Below are 17,507 nucleotides of genomic sequence, written 5' to 3' on the forward strand. Positions count from 1 at the left end.
AACGGGGCGCGGCCCAGGGAGCCGTCAGCTCTCCTGCGGTTCGGTGGTGAACCGGCGCCAGTCCGGCGGATACAGACCGGTCCCGCTCGGGGATCTCACTCCCAGGTAGCGCCAGAAGTCGAAGAGCGCTTCGGCCTCCAGGCGGCCCCAGCGATCGCCCTCGCGGACCGGACGGTTCCTGGGATCGTCGTCGTCCCACCAGAAGTCCTCGTACGCCGGATCGTCGGCGCTGTAGGGGGTCAGGTAGCCCCGCACATGCTCCAGGTCCAGCTTCAGTTCCGGAAACTGCGCCACCAGCAGCTCGGGACGTCCGTGCACCGGGAGGTCATCAAAGAAGCGCTGTTCCGCGTCGGTCCACTGGACGAATTGATCCACCGCGCCGCCGTGGTGGAAGAGCTCGTACCCCCAGTAGTTCCCGTCGTACATGAAGGTCAGCAGTCCAGGGCAGTCGTACACGCGGGAGACGTGGAGCTGCGCGCGGCGCCGCAGGTCCCATTCCCAGCCCGGCGTCCAGTCGAGCACGGTCCAGCCGTTGTGCTCCTCGTGCAGGGTGTAGACGTCGGTCTGTTTCGGATCGGCGGGCGCGAGCCGGTGACCCTCGCCCTCCCAGAACTCGGACAGCGCCTCGTAAACCTGCCGGTGATCAACGCCTCGGAAGAGATTGCACCGCAGAAATCCGCCCACGCACATCGCTCCTGACCCAGAAGGCGGAGGACCAGCGGATCCCGATCCTCCAAGTGGCGTGGGAATCGTCACCCATCGGCGGGCGGGCCGTCCATGCCACGGCCGGCGCAGGCCGTTCGGTGGCAGGGACCGCCGTACGCGGGCTCAGTCCGCGATCGGCAGGTACACCCGGTTGCCCGCCTCGGCGAACTCCTTCGACTTCTGGGCCATACCCTCCTCGATCTCGGCCCGGCTGCCGCCGTGTTCGCGGCGGATGTCCTGCGAGATCTTCATCGAGGACAAGTTCGAGCCGGAGTCATTCGTAGTCATGCGTTGAGATCCAGCAGTTCGACGAGCGCGATGCTCTCGGCCTGAGCAACTGCCAGGCGAGTACCGTCAGGGTGCAATGCCGCAACCGGGGTCGGGACATGGGTGACTCCGTAGGCCCCGTCTCGCCTGGATACGTTCAGCTCGGGCCATTCCGCCAGTACTGAACCGGTCGCGATGTCGATCAGCCTGGGGTGCCCATGCAAAGAGACGACTCGGCTGCCCTCGGCGATCAGGGTCCCGATCTCGAAATCGGCGCGGTTGCGGTGCAGCCACTGGCGCTGGGAGAGGGACCACACACGAGATGCTGAGGGCCCAGAGTCGGCACCTCCTCGTCATCGAGGACGTAGTCACCGGTCGCCACAGCTAGGCGATCATTGTCGAGCCAGCACGCTGACACCACTTCGGCATCCAGTCCCGGCTCCATGGGCAATACCCCTGGCCCGCCCAGGACGGCCGGGTCCGCCAGCGCACTGTCCAGATCAAACACTTCCACGGTTCCGTACGGATGCCACACCCAGCCGGCCACCAGCAGATGCCTGGCATCCCGACTCACCGACAGCCGGGAATGGAACACATCCTTGGCTTGACGTGTGCCTGCGGTGAGCCGCTGTCCCGATTCGACGTCCTCGACCTGGAGGACGGCATACTCCTCCGGGCAGTGAACCAGGATCTCCCGGCCGTTCCGCAGCGCCCCCAGCGCCACGGGGTAGTCGAAGTCATCGGCGTGGTAAGGGCTGCGCGTGAGTTCCCGGACAACACGCGCTCCTTCCAGCAGCAGGGCCTTCGTCCCGCGCTCGGCGTAGACAACGCTGTAACGGCCGGAGGGAGAGACAACGCTCCTGTCGAACCCGGGGCCGTGGTCGATGAAGATCCGGCGCTCCACGCCGGCGGAGTTCCAGGCGCGTCCTCCCACCAGGTCAACCAGATCGTCTCCCTGCCAGACAAGTGACTGGACCGGCGCCGACACCGCCTGCAACACCACGTGATCCATTGCCCGCCCCCTGATCACCGACCGCTGATGGCGCTGCTCCCGACGCATTGGGCCCCAGGAGCAGCGCCAATCTAGATGCTTCAGTCCGCGATCGGCAGATACACCCTGTTCCCCGCCTCGGCGAACTCCTTCGACTTCTGGAGCATCCCCTCAGCGACCTCCTCAGGCGACGCCCCCTCAGCCGCCGCACCGCCGAACCGCTCTGTGATGCTTTGGCTAATCTTCATCGAGGACAGCATCAGCCTTGAGTCGCGGACGATGTTCCAGCCCCAGGGGGTTGGCGGGTGGCTCGCTCGTCGAATTCCTCCCGTGCGGCCTGGACAGCGGCGATGTTCGCCTGTGACCAGTCGGTGATGCTCTGCAGCAGCCCACCTACCTCCTGGCCCATCTTGGTCAATTGATACTCCACGCAGGGTGGCACGGTCGGATACACGGTGCGGGTCATCAGTCCGTCGCGCTCCAGCGCACGCAGGGTCTGCGTCAGGACCTTCGACGTCACGCCGTCCAGCCGTCGACGCAGTTCGGCGAATCGCATGGGTCGACGGTCCTCAAGTGCCACCAGCACCAGCATGGTCCACTTGCTGGCGATCAGCTCCAGCACGGAACGGGTCGGGCAGTCGCGTAGGAAGACGTCCACGCCACCGTGTTTCCTCAGGTCGAAGCCGGTATCCATGAGGAACCTCGATATCAGATAAGTGCCTTCTTCCGCGGGGTTATCGCTCGGGCCGACCATGGAACGCACCGCGATCCACTGACGAGGAGCCCTGATGTCCGCCCGCATGCATGCCATCGTCCAATCCGCGTTCGGTGGTCCTGAGGTGCTGAACTACACCGAGACCGATGTGCCGGTACCCGGGCCCGGGGAGGTGCTGCTGCGGGTCGCCGGTGCCGGAGTCAACCCGGGCGACGCGGTTCTCCGGTCTGGCCGCGTGCCGGAGCTGGTCACCCTGCCGTGGACGCCGGGCAACGACGTCGCCGGTGTCGTCGAGCGGGTCGGCGAGGGTGTGACACGGTTCGCGCCGGGCGACGAGGTGTACGGCATGCTGGCGGTCACCCGACGCGGGGCGTACGCCGAGTTCACTGCCGCGCCGGCCGACGCGCTGGCCTTCGTGCCCAAGAACCTCGACCTGGTCCACGCGGGGGCTGTGCCTCTGGTCGCGTTCACCGCTTGGCAGGCGCTGGCCGTGCTGGCGCGGGTCCGGCCCGGCGACCGGGTACTGATCCACGCTGCGGCAGGCGGTGTCGGCCATGTTGCAGTTCAGCTGGCCAAGGAGCTGGGGGCACACGTCATCGGTACGGCACGGGCGGCCAACCATGATCTTGTGCGCGGACTGGGGGCCGACGAACTGATCGACTACACCACCACCGACTTCCGAACCGTCGTGGCTCCGGTGGACGTGGTTCTGGACTTGGTCGGCGGTTCCTATGGGCCGCGCTCCCTCGATGTGCTCCGCCCGGGCGGTCTGCTCATCGGGGCGTCGATCGACCCGGGGACGGACGAGCGGCAGGCCGCCACCCGTGGCTTGCGCTATGCGTGGGTCACGGCCGAACCCTCCGGGAAGTTGTTGGAGCGGGTCACCGAACGCATCGAGGCAGGTCGGCTGCGGGTCATGGTCCAAGACATCTACCCGCTGGCCGAAGCCGCCGAGGCTCACCGCACGATCGAGACCAAGCGGACCACGGGAAAAATCGTCCTCGTGCCGTGACCAACTCCAGTCATTCGGGCTCCTGGCCCTGCTCCACCTCGTGATCCCCGACCCCGATGGTGGTGGCCAAGCGGGGTCCGCGCTTCCGTGATGCCCTCACGTCGGCACGGAAACGCGGACCGCTTGCACCTGGATCTCAGTCCGCGATCGGCAGATACACCCTGTTCCCTGCCTCGGCGAACTCCTTCGACTTCTGGGCCATACCCTCCTCGATCTCGGCCCGGCTGCCGCCGTGTTCGCGGCGGATGTCCTGCGAGATCTTCATCGAGCAGAACTTCGGCCCGCACATGGAGCAGAAGTGAGCCGTCTTGGCGGGCTCGGCCGGCAGGGTCTCGTCGTGGAACTCCCGTGCCGTGTCCGGGTCCAGCGCGAGGTTGAACTGGTCCTCCCACCGGAACTCGAAGCGGGCGTCGGACAGCGCGTCGTCCCACTCCTGCGCGCCCGGGTGCCCCTTGGCGAGATCGGCCGCGTGGGCGGCGATCTTGTAGGTGATGACGCCGGTCTTGACGTCGTCCCGGTTGGGCAGACCCAGGTGCTCCTTGGGCGTGACGTAGCAGAGCATCGCTGTGCCCCACCAGGCGATCATCGCGGCACCGATGCCGGAGGTGATGTGGTCGTACGCCGGCGCGATGTCCGTGGTCAGCGGGCCGAGCGTATAGAACGGAGCTTCATCACAGATCTCCTGCTGAAGGTCGATGTTCTCCTTGATCTTGTGCATCGGGACGTGTCCCGGGCCCTCGATCATGGTCTGAACATTGAAACGCTTGGCGATCCGGTTGAGTTCCCCAAGAGTTCGCAATTCCGCGAACTGTGCCTCGTCGTTGGCGTCCGCGATCGAACCCGGCCGAAGGCCGTCGCCCAGCGAGTACGTGACGTCGTAGGCGGCGAGGATCTCGCACAGCTCCTCGAAGTTCTCGTACAGGAACGACTCCTTGTGGTGCGCCAGGCACCACGCGGCCATGATCGAGCCGCCGCGCGAGACGATGCCGGTCTTGCGGTTGGCGGTGAGCGGCACGTACGGCAGGCGCACGCCCGCGTGGACGGTCATGTAGTCCACGCCTTGCTCGGCCTGCTCGATGACCGTGTCCTTGTAGATCTCCCAGGTCAGCTCCTCGGCCCGGCCGTCGACCTTCTCCAGGGCCTGGTAGAGCGGCACCGTGCCGATGGGGACGGGGGAGTTGCGCAGCACCCACTCGCGGGTCGTGTGGATGTTACGGCCGGTCGACAGGTCCATGACCGTGTCGGCGCCCCAGCGGGTCGCCCAGGTCATCTTCTCCACCTCCTCCTCGATGGAGGAGGTCACCGCGGAGTTGCCGATGTTGGCGTTGACCTTCACCAGGAACCGCTTGCCGATGATCATCGGCTCGATCTCCGGGTGGTTGACGTTGGCCGGCAGCACGGCGCGGCCCACCGCGATCTCCTCGCGGACCACCTCGGGCGAAACGTTCTCCCGGACGGCCACGTACTCCATCTCCGGGGTGATCTCGCCCCGGCGGGCGTACGCGAGCTGCGTGACCGCCTCACCGCTGCGGCCACGGCGCGGCAGGCGCGGGCGTCCCGGGAAGACCGCGTCCAGGTTGCGCAGCCCGCCGCGCGGCGACGTGTGCTTGATCCCGTCGTCCTCGGGACGGACGGGACGGCCCGCGTACTCCTCGGTGTCGCCGCGGGCGATGATCCAGCTCTCCCGCAGCGGGGCCAGGCCCCTGCGGACATCGGTGTCGACGAGTGGATCGGTGTACGGGCCCGATGTGTCGTACAGCGTGACCGACTGCCCGTTGGTGAGGTGCACCTGGCGGACCGGCACACGCAGGTCGGGGCGCGAACCCTCGACATACGCCTTGTGCCAGCCGATGGACTTCCCGGCCTCCTGGGACTTCTCGCCCTGGACGGAGACAGGCGTGCGTGCGTCCTTATTGGTCATGAGACCTACTCCCTACGCCGGCATTACCCGGTAACAGGTTCGGCGGTCGACGCAGCGGTTTCCGTCGGTCGGTGCTTCCCGTGAAACAGGCTTCGTTTCACGTGAAACATCGCGAATACGGAGGTCAGCGCCCTCTCAGCCCGGTGCTCCGAGCTCCCGCGTGTGCAAAGGTGCCTCCACGCTAGCGTCATATGTGGCGTGCTGAACAGTGGGCCCCGTCCGTTCTTGCGATGATCGGGCGGTGACCAGGATGGAGCAGTACCCGTATCAGCCGCCCGAGCCGCGCCACCAGGACGCCTCGGCGCCAGGCGTCGGGCACAGCCACGACCACATCCACGAGCAGGGGCACGGGCAGGGGCACGGCCACGGGCAGGGGCACAGCCACGGGCCAGGGCACAGCCACTCGCACGGGCACAGTCACTCGCACGGGCACAGTCACAGCCACGGACCTGCCGCTCCGGTCTCCCGGCATCTGCGTAAGGTCATCGCGGCGATCCTGATCCCGTTCACGGCGGCTGTCGTGGTGGGGCTCGTGGTGCTGTGGCCGGGCGGGGCGCCGCCCCACAAGCGCACTGGCGTCGGCTTCGACCAGCAGACCCAGCAGGCCACGGTCACCCAGGTCGTTCAGGTCAGCTGCAAGTCGGTGAACGCCTCGGGCGAGACCCCCACCGGCGACACGTCCACCGCCGAGGGCAGTTCGGCGCAGCAGGAGGCGAGCGGCACCTGCCACACGGCGACGGTCCGCATCGACACCGGCAAGGACAAGGGCCGTACCTTCACCGAGATCGTGCAGCCGGACCAGCCCCGGCAACTGCACCAGGGCGAGAAGGTCGTGGTCGCCTACGAGCCCTCCGCGCCCAAGGACCTGCAGTACTCGGTCGCCGACGTCAATCGCCGCTTCCCGATGGGTCTGCTGGCCGGGATCTTCGCGCTCGCCGTCGTGGTGGTGGGCCGGCTGCGCGGTGTCATGGCGCTCGTCGCACTGGCGGTCAGCTTCCTGGTGCTGAACCAGTTCATCCTGCCCGCGATCCTTCAGGGCTCCAACCCGCTGCTGGTGGCGGTTGTCGGATCGAGCGCCATCATGCTGATCGCCCTGTACATGTGCCACGGCCTGTCCGCCCGGACATCGGTGGCCGTGCTCGGCACGCTGGTCTCACTGGCACTGATCGGCATCCTCGGCTCACAGTTCATCGGCTGGGCCGCGCTCACCGGCAACACCGACGACCAGACCGGCCTGATCCACGGCCTCTACCCGAAGCTCGACATGAGCGGCCTGCTGCTTGCCGGCGTCATCATCGGCTCCCTCGGCGTCCTGGACGACGTGACCGTGACCCAGACGTCGGCCGTCTGGGAACTGCACGAGGCCAACCCGACGATGGGCCGGCGCGGACTGTACCGGGCGGGCATCCGCATCGGCCGCGACCACATCGCCTCCGTGGTCAACACCCTCGTCCTCGCCTACGCCGGCGCCGCGCTGCCGCTGCTGCTGCTCTTCTCGATCGCGCAGAGCGGCGTGAGCACCGTCGCCAACAGTGAACTGGTCGCCGAGGAGATCGTGCGCACGCTTGTGGGCTCGATCGGCCTCGTCGCCTCGGTCCCGGTCACCACCGCGCTCGCCGCGCTCGTCGTCGCGGCCGACCGGCCCGGCCCGGACGCCCCGGCTCGCAGCGGCACCTCGCCCGCCCCGGGCCGGGGCGGGCGAGGGCGACGCCGGAAGCGGTGAGGCTGGGCGACGCCGGGAGCGGTGAGGCTGAGGCGCCGGTAGCCGTGCGGCTGGGACGCTGTCGGCGACCTCCGCTCGTCGTCCTGCGCAGAAGCGTTCCTGCGCAGTCCCACGCATCACGCCGAGCACCCTGCGCCCCCTGCCGTAACGCTTCAGCCGGCGCTCTGTTCCTCGGCCAGGATGCGATCCAGCGCCTCTTCCAGATGCGCGTCGAAGTCGGCCAGCGCCCCTTCCTGGCCGAGCGGCACCAGCTTGTCCGTACGGTCCAGGAAGGCCACGAGCGGCGGCGCCGACGAGCGGAACAGTGCCTGGTCGGTGCCCACCTGAAGCCTGATCAGCACTTCGCCGAGCACCTCGGAATCGGCGGGGGCGATGTGCACATCCCCTTCCCCGCACGGCCTGCCAACCCCGTCGATCATCAGCTCGCGCCCGAAGGCCCAGGTCACCGGGGCGTCACCGGGCAGATGAAAGGTCAGTCGCACGGCATAGGGATCACTGGTCTCGTAGCGCAACTCCACCGGAATGCGGAAGGAGAGCTCCTCCGAGACGAGAAAGCTCATCATGACTTCTGCCTGTACGGACTCGCGCATCGTCTACCCCGTCATAGGACATCGACTGGCTGGGATTGATCCCTCTAAGCGTGGTCAAATCTTGCTGAACGTACACAGGAGATCACAAGGAGTAAGTTTTCAGATACTGATAGAGAGGGTGAGGGTGCCCAGATGCCGCCCGATCTCCGTCTGCAGCCGATGCGCCGCGGGCAGCAGCCGGTCGGCCTGGTGGAGCGGGAGCGACATGGCCATCGTGGCCACGGTGGTGCCCACGGTGATCGGGACCGCCGCGCAGACCGTCCCCAGCGCGTACTCCTGACGCTCCACCACCGGCTCCATGCGCCGCATCCGGGCCAGCCGCCGCAGCAGGGCGTCGTTGTCCCGGACCGTGTACGGCGTGATGGGCTGCACCGGATAGCGGGCGAGATGGTCGCGGCGGGCGTCCTCGTCCAGCTGAGAGAGCAGGCACTGCCCGATGGCGTGCGCGTGGCCGGTCGCCCGGAAGTCGGCCCACTCCTCGACCGCGGGGGCCTCCGGGCTGTCGGAGACGCACATGACCTCGATCTCGCCGTCCCGGTACATCGCGTAGTACACCGGCACACCAATGGAATCGCGCCAGTGCGCCAGCGTGTCCGCCACCGCGCTGCGACGTTCCTGCTGTGCTCCGCTGCTACTCAGCCGCTCGGCCGCGTCACCGAGGAAGAACAGCCCTTTCTCACGGCGCAGATAGCCCTCGTGGACCAAGGTGCGCAGCAGGTGGTACGCCGTCGGCAGGGCGAGGCCGGTCTCGCGGGCCAGCTGCTTGGCGGGGGCGCCGTAGACATGCGCGGCGACGGTCTCCAGCAGGCGCATGGCGCGCTGCACGGATCCGATGAGCGTCGCGGCGGCCGCCGGTTCGGGAGAGGTCACGGAGTGCGGCTGGACGAGCAGGGCCGGGGGGTGCGGCTGGCCGGAGACGTCCGCCGAGTGCGGCTGACCGGGCACGGCCACGGCCGGGGAAGGTGGGTGCCGCGGGGGAGGCGCGCAGGAGCGCGGCGCGGTGGGGGGTGCGTGGGATTCCGCCGGTGCGGTGTCAACCGTGGCCAAGGGTCACTCCGAAGCGCGATGGGCAGCCCGTGCCGGGGAAGAGCACGGAGGGGTCTGCGCCGCCCACGGGGCCGGACCCCGTGGGGAGTTCCGGACTTTAACCGCCCGCCACCGCGCGCAGACGGCCTCGCGGGGAAACTTCCCTCCCCCGAGGGAACCGGTCACCCCTGGCCGGGACAGGTGATCGCGTGGTTCGCTCACCAGTCCCGCGTTCCGTCACCAGTCGCTGCGCGACGAGGAGTTCGACATGAACTTGCGCACGATGTAGATCAGTCCGCCGACCAGCGCGACGAAGACCAGCGCCTTGAACAGCAGTCCGATGACGAACCCGACGACGGTCGCTATCAGACCGCCGAACACGACCAGGGCGATGACCGGCACCGCGACCCACTTCACCCACCACGGAAGTCCCGCGAAGATCTCTCGCATCGCCTTTTCCTTTTCGTCGTCGGAGTCGTTGCACGACTCGGGTTCTCGTACGTCCTTGATGTTCCGCCTTCGATGCTAGAGCCGTGAGGGGGCCTCACGGGGGCCTTGCGCCCCTTGTCCTGCCCTGACCCTTCCCCTAGGGAACCCTGGGGTCCGGCCTCACGCCTCGGGCGGAGAGAAGACGACGAGAACCCTCAGATCCTCGCTGATGTGGTGGAACCTGTGAGCGACCCCGGCCGGCACGTACACGACACTGCCCCGTGCCACCTCGGTCGTCTCCGAGCCGACGGTGATCGACGCCCGGCCGCTCACCACGAAGTACACCTCGTCCTGATTGTGCGGCTTCTGCGGGTCGTGCTCGCCCGCGTTCAGCGCGTACAGCCCGACCGACATGTTCCGCTCCCGCAGGAACTGCAGGTAGGCCCCCTCGTTGGCGGCGCGCTCCGCCTCCAGTTCATCCAGCCGGAATGCCTTCATCGCGCTGTTGCCCTCGCCTCACTGCTCGGTTCCGATCCGGTCTGCCACGATCAGACACATGAAGAATTTCGTAGTCAAGACGATCGCCAACGCAGGCGCCCTCGCGGTCGCCGTATGGCTGCTCGACAAGATCACCCTGACCGGTACCAGCACGGCCAAGAAGGTCGGCACACTGATCGTGGTCGCGCTGATCTTCGGCCTGGTCAACTCGCTGGTCAAGCCGATCGTGAAGGTGCTGACCTTCCCGCTGTTCATCCTCACGCTGGGCTTGATCACCCTGGTCGTGAACGCGCTGATGCTGCTGCTGACGTCGTGGATGTGCGGCAAGCTCTCGCTGAGCTTCCACGTGGAGGGCTTCTGGACAGCCGTCCTCGGCGGTCTGATCGTCTCCGTCGTCTCCTGGGCGCTGCACATGATCCTTCCGGACGAGGACTGAACACGCCATGACCTACCGCGTCTGCTTCGTGTGTACCGGCAACATCTGCCGCTCCCCGATGGCCGAATCCGTCTTCCGCGCGCGCGTGGCGGAGGCGGGGCTGGAGGACCGGGTGGAGGTCGACAGCGCCGGGACCGGCGGCTGGCACGAGGGCGAGCCCGCCGACCCGCGCACCGTCTCGGTGCTTGAGGAGCACGGCTACGACAGCGAGCACGTCGCACGACAGTTCCAGCCGTCGTGGTTCGCCCGTCTCGACCTCGTCATCGCGCTCGACACCGGCCACCTCAAGGCCCTGCGCCGCCTCGCCCCCACCGAGGAGGACGCCCGCAAGATCCGCCTGATGCGCTCCTACGACCCTGCGGCGGACGACGACGTCGACGTACCGGATCCGTACTACGGCCACCGCGACGGCTTCGAGGAGTGCCTTGAGATGGTGGAGGCGGCGAGCACCGGGCTGCTCGCCGCCGTACAGGAGCACCTGGAAGGGCGAGCCGCATGAGCGACGCCGGCGGGGAGGCGCGGCCGTCCGGCGACGGCACGCGGGCGGTACGCGCGGGACTGCCTGAGCCGGTCAAGCACGAGCCGACCCTGCCCGGCCCGGTGTTCGCGGCGCACTTCCATCTGCCCGGCGAGGCGACGGGCCCGTATCTGTACGGCCGTGACGAGAACCCCACGTGGACACTGCTGGAGCGGGCCGTCGGCGAGCTGGAGGCGCCCGCGCGGAACGACGTCGAGACACTGGTCTTCGCGTCCGGCATGGCCGCGATCTCGTCCGTGCTCTTCTCCCAGCTGCGCGCCGGGGACGCGGTCGTGCTGCCCTCCGACGGCTACCAGGTGCTGCCGCTGGTCCGCGCCCAGCTGGAGGCATACGGCATCGAGGTGCGCACGGCGCCCACCGGCGGGGATGGCCAGCTGGAGGTTCTCGACGGCGCCCGGCTGCTGTGGATCGAGTCCCCGTCGAACCCCGGGCTCGACGTGTGCGACATCCGGCGGCTGGTGGCGGCGTCCCACGCGCAGGGCACCCTGGTGGCCGTCGACAACACCCTCGCCACTCCGCTCGGGCAGCGCCCGCTGGAACTGGGCGCCGACTTCTCGGTGGCCAGCGGCACCAAGCAGCTCACCGGACACGGAGACATCCTTCTGGGCTACGTCGCGGGGCGGAACGCCGAGGCCATGGCCGCCGTACGCCGCTGGCGCAAAATCGTCGGGGCGATCTCCGGGCCCATGGAGGCCTGGCTCGCGCACCGCTCCATCGCCACGCTCCAGTTGCGCGTGGACCGGCAGAACGCCACCGCCCTCGCCGTCGCCGAGGCCCTGCGGCAGCGGCCCGAGGTGTCCGCTCTGCGCTACCCGGGGCTGCCCGACGACCCTGCGCACAAGACCGCCTCGCGGCAGATGCGCCGCTATGGCTGCGTGGTCTCCTTCACGCTGCCCACGCGCGCGCGTGCCGAGCGTTTCCTGGAAGCCCTGCGGCTGGTGGAGGACGCGACCAGCTTCGGCGGGGTGCGCTCGACGGCCGAGCGGCGGCGCCGCTGGGGTGGGGACGACGTTCCGGAGGGCTTCATCCGGATGTCCGTCGGCGCCGAGGATCCCGAGGACCTGATCGCGGACGTGCTGCGTGCACTGGACGAGTCGGCCGGGTCCGCCGGGTGAGGCACCGCACGCGGTGACGCGGCGACGGTCCGAGCCTCCCCCCTCGTGGCTCGGACCGTCTTCGGTTCTGCGCGCGAAGAACCGCGCGAACAAGGCTAGTTGACTCTGTGTCAGTGTCCAATCACGCTAGCGACAGCGACCTATCGACTTATTTATAGTGGGGGCCTGCCTGGGCGCCGCAGGAGGGCAGGGACAGGGGAGGGGAAACCGTGGATCTGGCCTTGCTGCGCACCTTCGTCACCGTGCACCGGGCCGGCTCCTTCACCCGCGCCGCGGCGCTGCTCGGTCTCTCCCAGCCCGCCGTGACCTCGCAGATCCGCACGCTGGAACGCCAGTTGGGCAAGCCGCTCTTCCTGCGGCAGGCGCGCGGAGTGACCCCGACGACCATCGGCGACGAGCTCGCGCACAAGGCCGCGCCCCACCTCGACGCTCTGGTGGAGATAGCCGAGAGTGGCCTGGACGACGACTCGTCGCTGAGAACCCTGCATCTCGCCGGGCCGCCCGAGTTCACTGCGGAACGTGCCCTGCCCGCCCTCACGGAGCTGACCGGCGACGACGGCCAGGGATTCGCTCTGCGTGCCTCGTTCGGCACGGCCGAGGAGACGCTGGAGGGCCTGGCCGCCGGACACCATGATCTGGCCATCAGTACGGCCCGGCCGCGTGGCGCGCTGCTCACCGCGACTCCGCTCTGCGACGAGGAACACGTGCTGGTCGCCGCTCCTCGGTGGGTGGAGCGGATCGGCGCGGAGGAGCTCCGTCTGAAGGGCGCGCTGGCGCTGGAGGATCTGCCCTTGGTCGAGGTCCACGAGTCGCTGCCCCTGGTCTCGCACTACTGGGCCTCCGTCTTCGACTCCCGCCCGGCCGCCTCGGGCACGATCGTCGTCCCGGATCTACGGGCCGTGCTCGCCTGCGCGGTCGCCGGTGCCGGACTGGCGGTGCTGCCCCGCTATCTGTGCGCCCCGGCCCTCGCCCAGGGCACGATCGTGACACTGCACGACCCGGCCGTACCGCCCCTGCGCACGTACTTCCTGGTGGTGCGCACGGGCACCCTCGCCATGCCCCATGTGGCACGGGCCCATGAGTGGCTTCTGCGGGCGGCCGCGTCCTGGGGCTGACCCGCCCGCCAGGGGTTCACGCAGAGCGGTCGTACGATGGCGTATTGCGATGTTTCACGTGGAACCAACGGGGCCACATTTCTCCCATGACCGTCCGACCCGTGGTCAAGCGCACCGCCCGTGCCGTTCTCCTGGACGGTGACGACCTGATCCTGATCAAGCGCACCAAGCCCGGTGTCGATCCGTACTGGGTCACTCCCGGTGGCGGAGTCGAGCCCCGGGATTCGACCGTCGTGGACGCCCTGCATCGCGAGGTGTACGAGGAACTCGGCGCCAAGATCACCGATGTCGTGCCCTGCTTCGTGGACACGGTGGAGCACATCGGGGAGGACGGCGGCGCGACCGGCGTGAAAGTGCAGCACTTCTTCGTCTGCCGCCTGGAATCCATGGATCCGTCCCTGCGGCACGGCCCCGAGGTGGACGAGCCCGCCGGTGAGTACGAGATTGTCCGCGTCCCCTTCACCCGCGTCGGCATCGCCTCCGTCCACCTCGTCCCGCTGTCACTGCGCCACTACCTGGACGGCAACATCGAGGGCGTACGGGCCATGCACGCTCCCGACCTCGGATAGTGCGCTCAGTTCCCGACGACGAGCAGTTCCTCCACGGAGTCGTGCCGTATGCGGCTCGACGGGATACCACTGTCCCGCAGCGCGTCGACACCACTGCGGATCATTCCGGGCGGGCCCGAGAGATAGGCGTCGTACTCGCTCCAGGGGCCGTACTCCCTTATGGCGTCGGGGAGCTGAAGATGGGCCAGCTGGTCGATGACCGCCCGGACCGCTAGCCACGGGTGGCTCTGCTGGAGCCTGAGCAGGGTGTCGATTTCGTACAGGTCGTGGTCGGTACGGGCGCCGTAGAAGACCTCGACCGGGCGGCGTGCCCCTCGCTCGGCGACGTCCTCGACCAGGGCCTTGATGGGCGCTATGCCGGTGCCGCCGCCCAGACAGAGCAGTCCGCTGTCGGTCGTGTGGTCCACGGTCATCGAGCCGGTCGGCGGGCCGAGGCGTATGACGTCTCCGGGCCGGGCGCGATGCACCAGGGCGTTGGAGACCCAGCCTGCCGGCACGGCCTTCACATGGAATGTCAGCAGACCGTCCGAGCGGGGCGCCGAGGCGAAGGAGTAGTGCCGCCACACCCGCGGCCACCAGGGAGTCTCTACGCTTGTGTACTGGCCCGCCAGAAAGGGGTAGGGCTGGTTCGGGCGGACGGTGAGGATCGCGACCTCGGGAGTCCTGAGGTCGTGCGTGACGATCTCGGCGTGCCACCAGGGCGGGGAACGCAGTTCGTCTGCCGCGGCCGCGTCGATCATGACCTGGGAGATCGTCGTGTACGCCCGCACCCAGGCGGCCTCGGTCTCGGGGCTCCAGGTGCCGGTGGCGTACCTGCTCAACGCGCCGATCAGGCATTCCCCCACGGCCGGGTAGTGCTCTGCGCGTGTCCCGTACTTGCGGTGGCCGCGGCCGAGGTTCTGCAGGTAGTCGACGAGAACCGCCGTGTCATCCAGGTGCTCGGCTGCCGTCAGCAGTGCCTTCAGCAGACGGTCCCGCTGGGTGTCCATCGCGGGCGGGAAGAGGCTGCGCAGGTCGGGGTGGCGGACGAAGAGCAGCGCGTAGAAGTAGGAGGTGACCTTGTCGGCGATCGGGGCTATCTCGGCCATCGTGCGACGGATGAGGATGGCGTCCGGGGACCCTTCCTCGACGGTCGGCGCCGACCGCTGCACCGGTACACGCTGAACGTCCCTCGGCGGCGGGGCGGGAGCGTCGACCGGCCGCTGGGCGAATGCGTTTCCGCCGGTGCCGCCGGGCGTCTCCCGATCGCCGTCCGGCGGCGGGGTCGATGACACCTTGCGCGGCGTGAACCAGCCGCCGCCGCCCGGCGTGCCGTTCTCCCCCGACGTGGTGGTCGGAGCGTCCATGGTGTGCCCTCGCCTCGAACGTCTTTCGGTCGGTCTGCGCACCTCCCTGGGAAGATGCATGCTTTCCCCCGGCGGGCGGCCAGCCGTAGCACTCACCGCGCAGCGTCCCATCCCAGTGGGATGCCGCGGTCGCGTACCCGGAAACGCCTGTGTTCGATCTCTGCGTCCCGTTAGGCTGCATACCCTGCTCTCGGCCCGCACGGAATGCACGCACTCCGTCCCGGACGTGAACCGGAGTCGACCCTACCGGCCGACGCCGTGCACACAAGTCCCCCCTGCCTTCCTCACGAATCGGGCAAGGAGACGAACTGTGACGTCCGTCAACTAGCGGGCACCTGCAACCAATTCATAGGCTTCCCACAGATCCCGTCCCGTGTAGGAGTGGGTCGCGATTCCGGTCAGGTGGGCGTCCGCGTTGACCGCCACGGAAATCGGTACAACAGCAAACAGATCCTTGTCCGACGACGAATCGCCGTACGCCACGCAGTCCGCCCGCGCCACCCCGAACTCCGCGCACAGCTGGTCCGCGATGGTGACCTTGGCCGCCGAGCTGAGCACCCCGGCCGGGTCGACCGGCTCGGTGAACGGCACGGCAGGGAATCTCGATCCGTGAGCCGCGTGAGCGCCCCAGTCCAGCAGACGCTCCACGAAGAAGGACGGCGAGAGGGACACCACAGCGCAGTACTCGCCCGCGCTTCTGATCTCCGCCCAGACCTCGCGGATCCGGGCCAGCCAGGGCGCCGCTTCGAACGCGGCACGGACATGCTCCTCGGTCAGGTCACCCCACAGGTCGTACACCTGCGCCGCGTACTCCGGCGGCCCGATCCGCCCCGCCGCGATCGCCCGGTCCAACGCCACGGTCTCGGCCTCCCGCCCCAACTGGCGGGAAATCTCCACCGGAGCAGTGGTGCCATGCAGCAACGTGCCATCGAGATCGAAGAGATGAAGTCTCGCCATGGCCCGAGGCTAACCGGCCGCCGATGTTTCACGTGAAACACTCCGAGGCTGTCCACAGGCTGTGCATGGCCCACATCATGGCCAAAAGCACGTACGTCTCCCCCGAAACGGCTGGACGCCGGGGGTGCCCTTCGGCCAGCCTGACCTGCGTGCCGACTCCTTCCCTCGCCGCTCTGCCCATCCGCCGTCTGACGCTTCGCGATCTCACCGCCTGCGCCGACTTGTCCGAGGACCGGGGGTGGCCACGCGAGGAACACAAGTGGAGCTTCCTCCTCACGGCCGGAAAGGGCTTCGGCATCGACGACCCACAGGGCGGTCTCGTCGCCGCATGTGTCGTCACGGAGTACGGCACATGGGGCCGTCCGGACCTCGGCGCGATCGGCATGGTCCTGGTCGCCGAACGCCATGCCCGTCAGGGCGTGGGGCGCCGCTTGATGCGTCACGTCGTGTCGAGCATGGAGCCCACTCCGCTGACCCTGCACGCCACGCCGTACGGCCGTCCCCTGTACGAGGAACTGGGCTTCAAGGTGACCGGCCGGGCGGAGATGCTGTCGGGCCGCTTCACCCCCGGCGGGCCGGAATCCGGCGTGCTCACCCGCGCCGCCACCGCGGAGGACCTCCCCTCGATCCTCCGTCTGGACGAGGAGGTGTTCGGCACCGACCGCACCCCTCTCATCACCCGGCTGCCGGCTTTCGCCGACCAGCTGCGGGTGGCCGAGGAGGACGGCCGGATCATCGGCTACACGGCCGCGTGGCCGAACATGGACACCCATGTCGTCGGCCCACTGATCGCCCGGGACACGGAGACCGCCAAGGCCCTCATCGCCTCGCTGGCGGCCCGTACGGACCGTCCGCTGCGCACCGACATCGACGTACGGCATGAGGAACTGCTGGCCTGGGCGAAGGCGCGAGGGCTGGCCTCCGTGGCGTTCAACTCCGTGATGACGTACGGCATCCCCGATCTTCCGGGGGACTGGACCCGGCGGTTCGCCCCGCTGACGGTGGCGGCGGGCTGAGGTTCCCCCGCCGACGTAAGCCGGACGCCGCCCCCTCCGCCGATGTGGCGGGGCCGGCGTCCGTCCAGGACAGAGCCTGCGGCCGTGTGATCAGGCGAGCGCCCGCACAGCCGCCGTGGCGAAGCCGTGGTCCTGCTCCGGCGCACCGCCGCCTACGCCGATGGCGCCGATCAGCCGGCCGTCCCGGTGCACGGGCACACCCCCGGCGATGAACAGCAGGGGACGGTCGAGGGCCGTGGGCAGCGTGTGGAAGAGGCCGCCCGGCTGGACGGCGTCGCCCAGGTCGGCGGTGGGCGTGTTCAGCTGAAGCGCGGTGTAGGCCTTACGGGTGCTGGTCTCACCGGAGATCAGCACGGCCCGGTCGTCCCGGCGGAAGGCGAGCAGATGGCCACCGGCGTCCAGGACGGAGACGCTGACGGTCACTCCGGCCTCCTCGGCCGCGCGGCGGGCCGTGGCGACCAGCAGTTCGGCGTCCTCGATGGACAGCGGGGCGACAGCGGTGGTGCTCATGGAGCGATTCTCCTTGGGTGTTGCGAAG

General features: G+C 68.7%; 20 protein-coding genes, 1 pseudogene and 1 riboswitch. Of the genes and pseudogenes, 8 read left to right on the forward strand and 13 right to left on the reverse strand.

Translation table 11 applies throughout. The annotated features are described in order from the left end of the window. Positions 1–24: 24 nt before the first annotated feature. The 5 genes and pseudogenes from LE548_RS29145 to LE548_RS29165 all read right to left on the reverse strand — a co-directional run bounded on the left by LE548_RS29145 (position 25) and on the right by LE548_RS29165 (position 2,765). Positions 25–684 (reverse strand): hypothetical protein, encoded by a 660-nt coding sequence (locus LE548_RS29145; protein WP_225099938.1) that lies wholly within the window; start codon positions 682–684, stop codon positions 25–27. A 144-nt stretch (positions 685–828) separates the two neighbouring features. Continuing rightward, positions 829–975 (reverse strand): annotated as a pseudogene (locus LE548_RS29150) (thiamine biosynthesis protein ThiC); the annotation flags it as partial. Between the two features lie 247 nt (positions 976–1,222). Continuing rightward, entirely contained in the window at positions 1,223–1,984 is a 762-nt protein-coding gene (locus tag LE548_RS29155; protein WP_225099940.1) for a hypothetical protein, read from the reverse strand. 80 nt (positions 1,985–2,064) lie between these two features. Next, the gene (locus LE548_RS29160) at positions 2,065–2,211 is read right to left on the reverse strand and encodes a hypothetical protein (protein ID WP_225099979.1); all 147 of its coding nucleotides are present in this window, start codon (positions 2,209–2,211) and stop codon (positions 2,065–2,067) included. Positions 2,212–2,222: 11 nt separating this feature from the next. Then, on the reverse strand, positions 2,223–2,765 hold the full coding sequence (locus LE548_RS29165) for a helix-turn-helix domain-containing protein (protein WP_308030722.1): 543 nt from the start codon (positions 2,763–2,765) through the stop codon (positions 2,223–2,225). Here LE548_RS29165 and LE548_RS29170 point away from each other — a divergent pair. Next, positions 2,752–3,690: an NADP-dependent oxidoreductase gene (locus tag LE548_RS29170; RefSeq protein WP_225099941.1), complete on the forward strand. Its 939-nt coding sequence runs from the start codon at positions 2,752–2,754 to the stop codon at positions 3,688–3,690. The genes LE548_RS29165 and LE548_RS29170 overlap by 14 nt on opposite strands. A 136-nt stretch (positions 3,691–3,826) precedes the next feature. Here the strand turns inward: LE548_RS29170 and thiC are convergent, their stop codons facing one another. Continuing rightward, the gene (gene thiC / locus LE548_RS29175; RefSeq protein WP_225099942.1) at positions 3,827–5,611 is read right to left on the reverse strand and encodes a phosphomethylpyrimidine synthase ThiC; all 1,785 of its coding nucleotides are present in this window, start codon (positions 5,609–5,611) and stop codon (positions 3,827–3,829) included. Next, positions 5,604–5,781: riboswitch (TPP riboswitch) on the reverse strand. Its footprint overlaps the gene before it by 8 nt. A gap of 80 nt (positions 5,782–5,861) precedes the next feature. Here thiC and LE548_RS29180 point away from each other — a divergent pair. Next, positions 5,862–7,334, forward strand: a complete 1,473-nt coding sequence (locus tag LE548_RS29180) for a YibE/F family protein (RefSeq protein WP_225099976.1) — start codon at positions 5,862–5,864, stop codon at positions 7,332–7,334. Between the two features lie 152 nt (positions 7,335–7,486). Here LE548_RS29180 and LE548_RS29185 read toward each other — a convergent pair whose 3' ends face one another. From LE548_RS29185 to LE548_RS29200, 4 genes are all read right to left on the reverse strand, one after another. Continuing rightward, complete coding sequence (locus LE548_RS29185) at positions 7,487–7,924, reverse strand: SsgA family sporulation/cell division regulator (RefSeq protein WP_225099943.1); 438 nt, start codon at positions 7,922–7,924, stop codon at positions 7,487–7,489. A 99-nt stretch (positions 7,925–8,023) separates the two neighbouring features. Then, a complete protein-coding gene (locus tag LE548_RS29190) occupies positions 8,024–8,749 on the reverse strand; it encodes an IclR family transcriptional regulator C-terminal domain-containing protein (RefSeq protein WP_308030730.1) in 726 nt (241 codons plus the stop codon). A 438-nt stretch (positions 8,750–9,187) separates the two neighbouring features. Next, complete coding sequence (locus LE548_RS29195; protein WP_073887226.1) at positions 9,188–9,400, reverse strand: DUF5326 family protein; 213 nt, start codon at positions 9,398–9,400, stop codon at positions 9,188–9,190. Positions 9,401–9,559: 159 nt separating this feature from the next. After that, positions 9,560–9,877: a cupin domain-containing protein gene (locus LE548_RS29200; RefSeq protein WP_225099944.1), complete on the reverse strand. Its 318-nt coding sequence runs from the start codon at positions 9,875–9,877 to the stop codon at positions 9,560–9,562. 58 nt (positions 9,878–9,935) lie between these two features. On the opposite strand from LE548_RS29200, the gene LE548_RS29205 reads away from it, so the two are divergent. From LE548_RS29205 to LE548_RS29225, 5 genes are all read left to right on the forward strand, one after another. Further along, a complete protein-coding gene (locus LE548_RS29205) occupies positions 9,936–10,313 on the forward strand; it encodes a phage holin family protein (RefSeq protein ID WP_225099945.1) in 378 nt (125 codons plus the stop codon). Positions 10,314–10,320: 7 nt separating this feature from the next. Further along, on the forward strand, positions 10,321–10,812 hold the full coding sequence (locus LE548_RS29210; protein ID WP_225099946.1) for a low molecular weight protein-tyrosine-phosphatase: 492 nt from the start codon (positions 10,321–10,323) through the stop codon (positions 10,810–10,812). Beyond that, on the forward strand, positions 10,809–11,966 hold the full coding sequence (locus LE548_RS29215) for a cystathionine gamma-lyase (protein ID WP_225099947.1): 1,158 nt from the start codon (positions 10,809–10,811) through the stop codon (positions 11,964–11,966). Before LE548_RS29210 ends, LE548_RS29215 begins: the two co-directional genes overlap by 4 nt. A gap of 209 nt (positions 11,967–12,175) precedes the next feature. Then, the gene (locus tag LE548_RS29220) at positions 12,176–13,081 is read left to right on the forward strand and encodes a LysR family transcriptional regulator (RefSeq protein ID WP_225099948.1); all 906 of its coding nucleotides are present in this window, start codon (positions 12,176–12,178) and stop codon (positions 13,079–13,081) included. Positions 13,082–13,167: 86 nt separating this feature from the next. Beyond that, a complete protein-coding gene (locus LE548_RS29225) occupies positions 13,168–13,650 on the forward strand; it encodes an NUDIX domain-containing protein (protein ID WP_225099949.1) in 483 nt (160 codons plus the stop codon). Between the two features lie 5 nt (positions 13,651–13,655). Here LE548_RS29225 and LE548_RS29230 read toward each other — a convergent pair whose 3' ends face one another. Together LE548_RS29230 and LE548_RS29235 are read right to left on the reverse strand one after the other, a co-directional pair. Then, complete coding sequence (locus LE548_RS29230; RefSeq protein ID WP_225099950.1) at positions 13,656–14,996, reverse strand: globin domain-containing protein; 1,341 nt, start codon at positions 14,994–14,996, stop codon at positions 13,656–13,658. Positions 14,997–15,320: 324 nt separating this feature from the next. Beyond that, a complete protein-coding gene (locus LE548_RS29235; protein WP_225099951.1) occupies positions 15,321–15,953 on the reverse strand; it encodes an HAD family phosphatase in 633 nt (210 codons plus the stop codon). Between the two features lie 149 nt (positions 15,954–16,102). On the opposite strand from LE548_RS29235, the gene LE548_RS29240 reads away from it, so the two are divergent. Next, positions 16,103–16,969: a GNAT family N-acetyltransferase gene (locus LE548_RS29240; RefSeq protein ID WP_225099952.1), complete on the forward strand. Its 867-nt coding sequence runs from the start codon at positions 16,103–16,105 to the stop codon at positions 16,967–16,969. 90 nt (positions 16,970–17,059) lie between these two features. On the opposite strand, the gene LE548_RS29245 is transcribed toward LE548_RS29240, so the two are convergent. Continuing rightward, positions 17,060–17,479 (reverse strand): heme-binding protein, encoded by a 420-nt coding sequence (locus tag LE548_RS29245; protein WP_225099953.1) that lies wholly within the window; start codon positions 17,477–17,479, stop codon positions 17,060–17,062. Between the last annotated feature and the right edge of the window lie 28 nt (positions 17,480–17,507).

The sequence above is a fragment of the Streptomyces sp. CoH27 genome (assembly GCF_020181035.1).
In the GTDB taxonomy this organism is placed as follows: domain Bacteria; phylum Actinomycetota; class Actinomycetes; order Streptomycetales; family Streptomycetaceae; genus Streptomyces; species Streptomyces camelliae.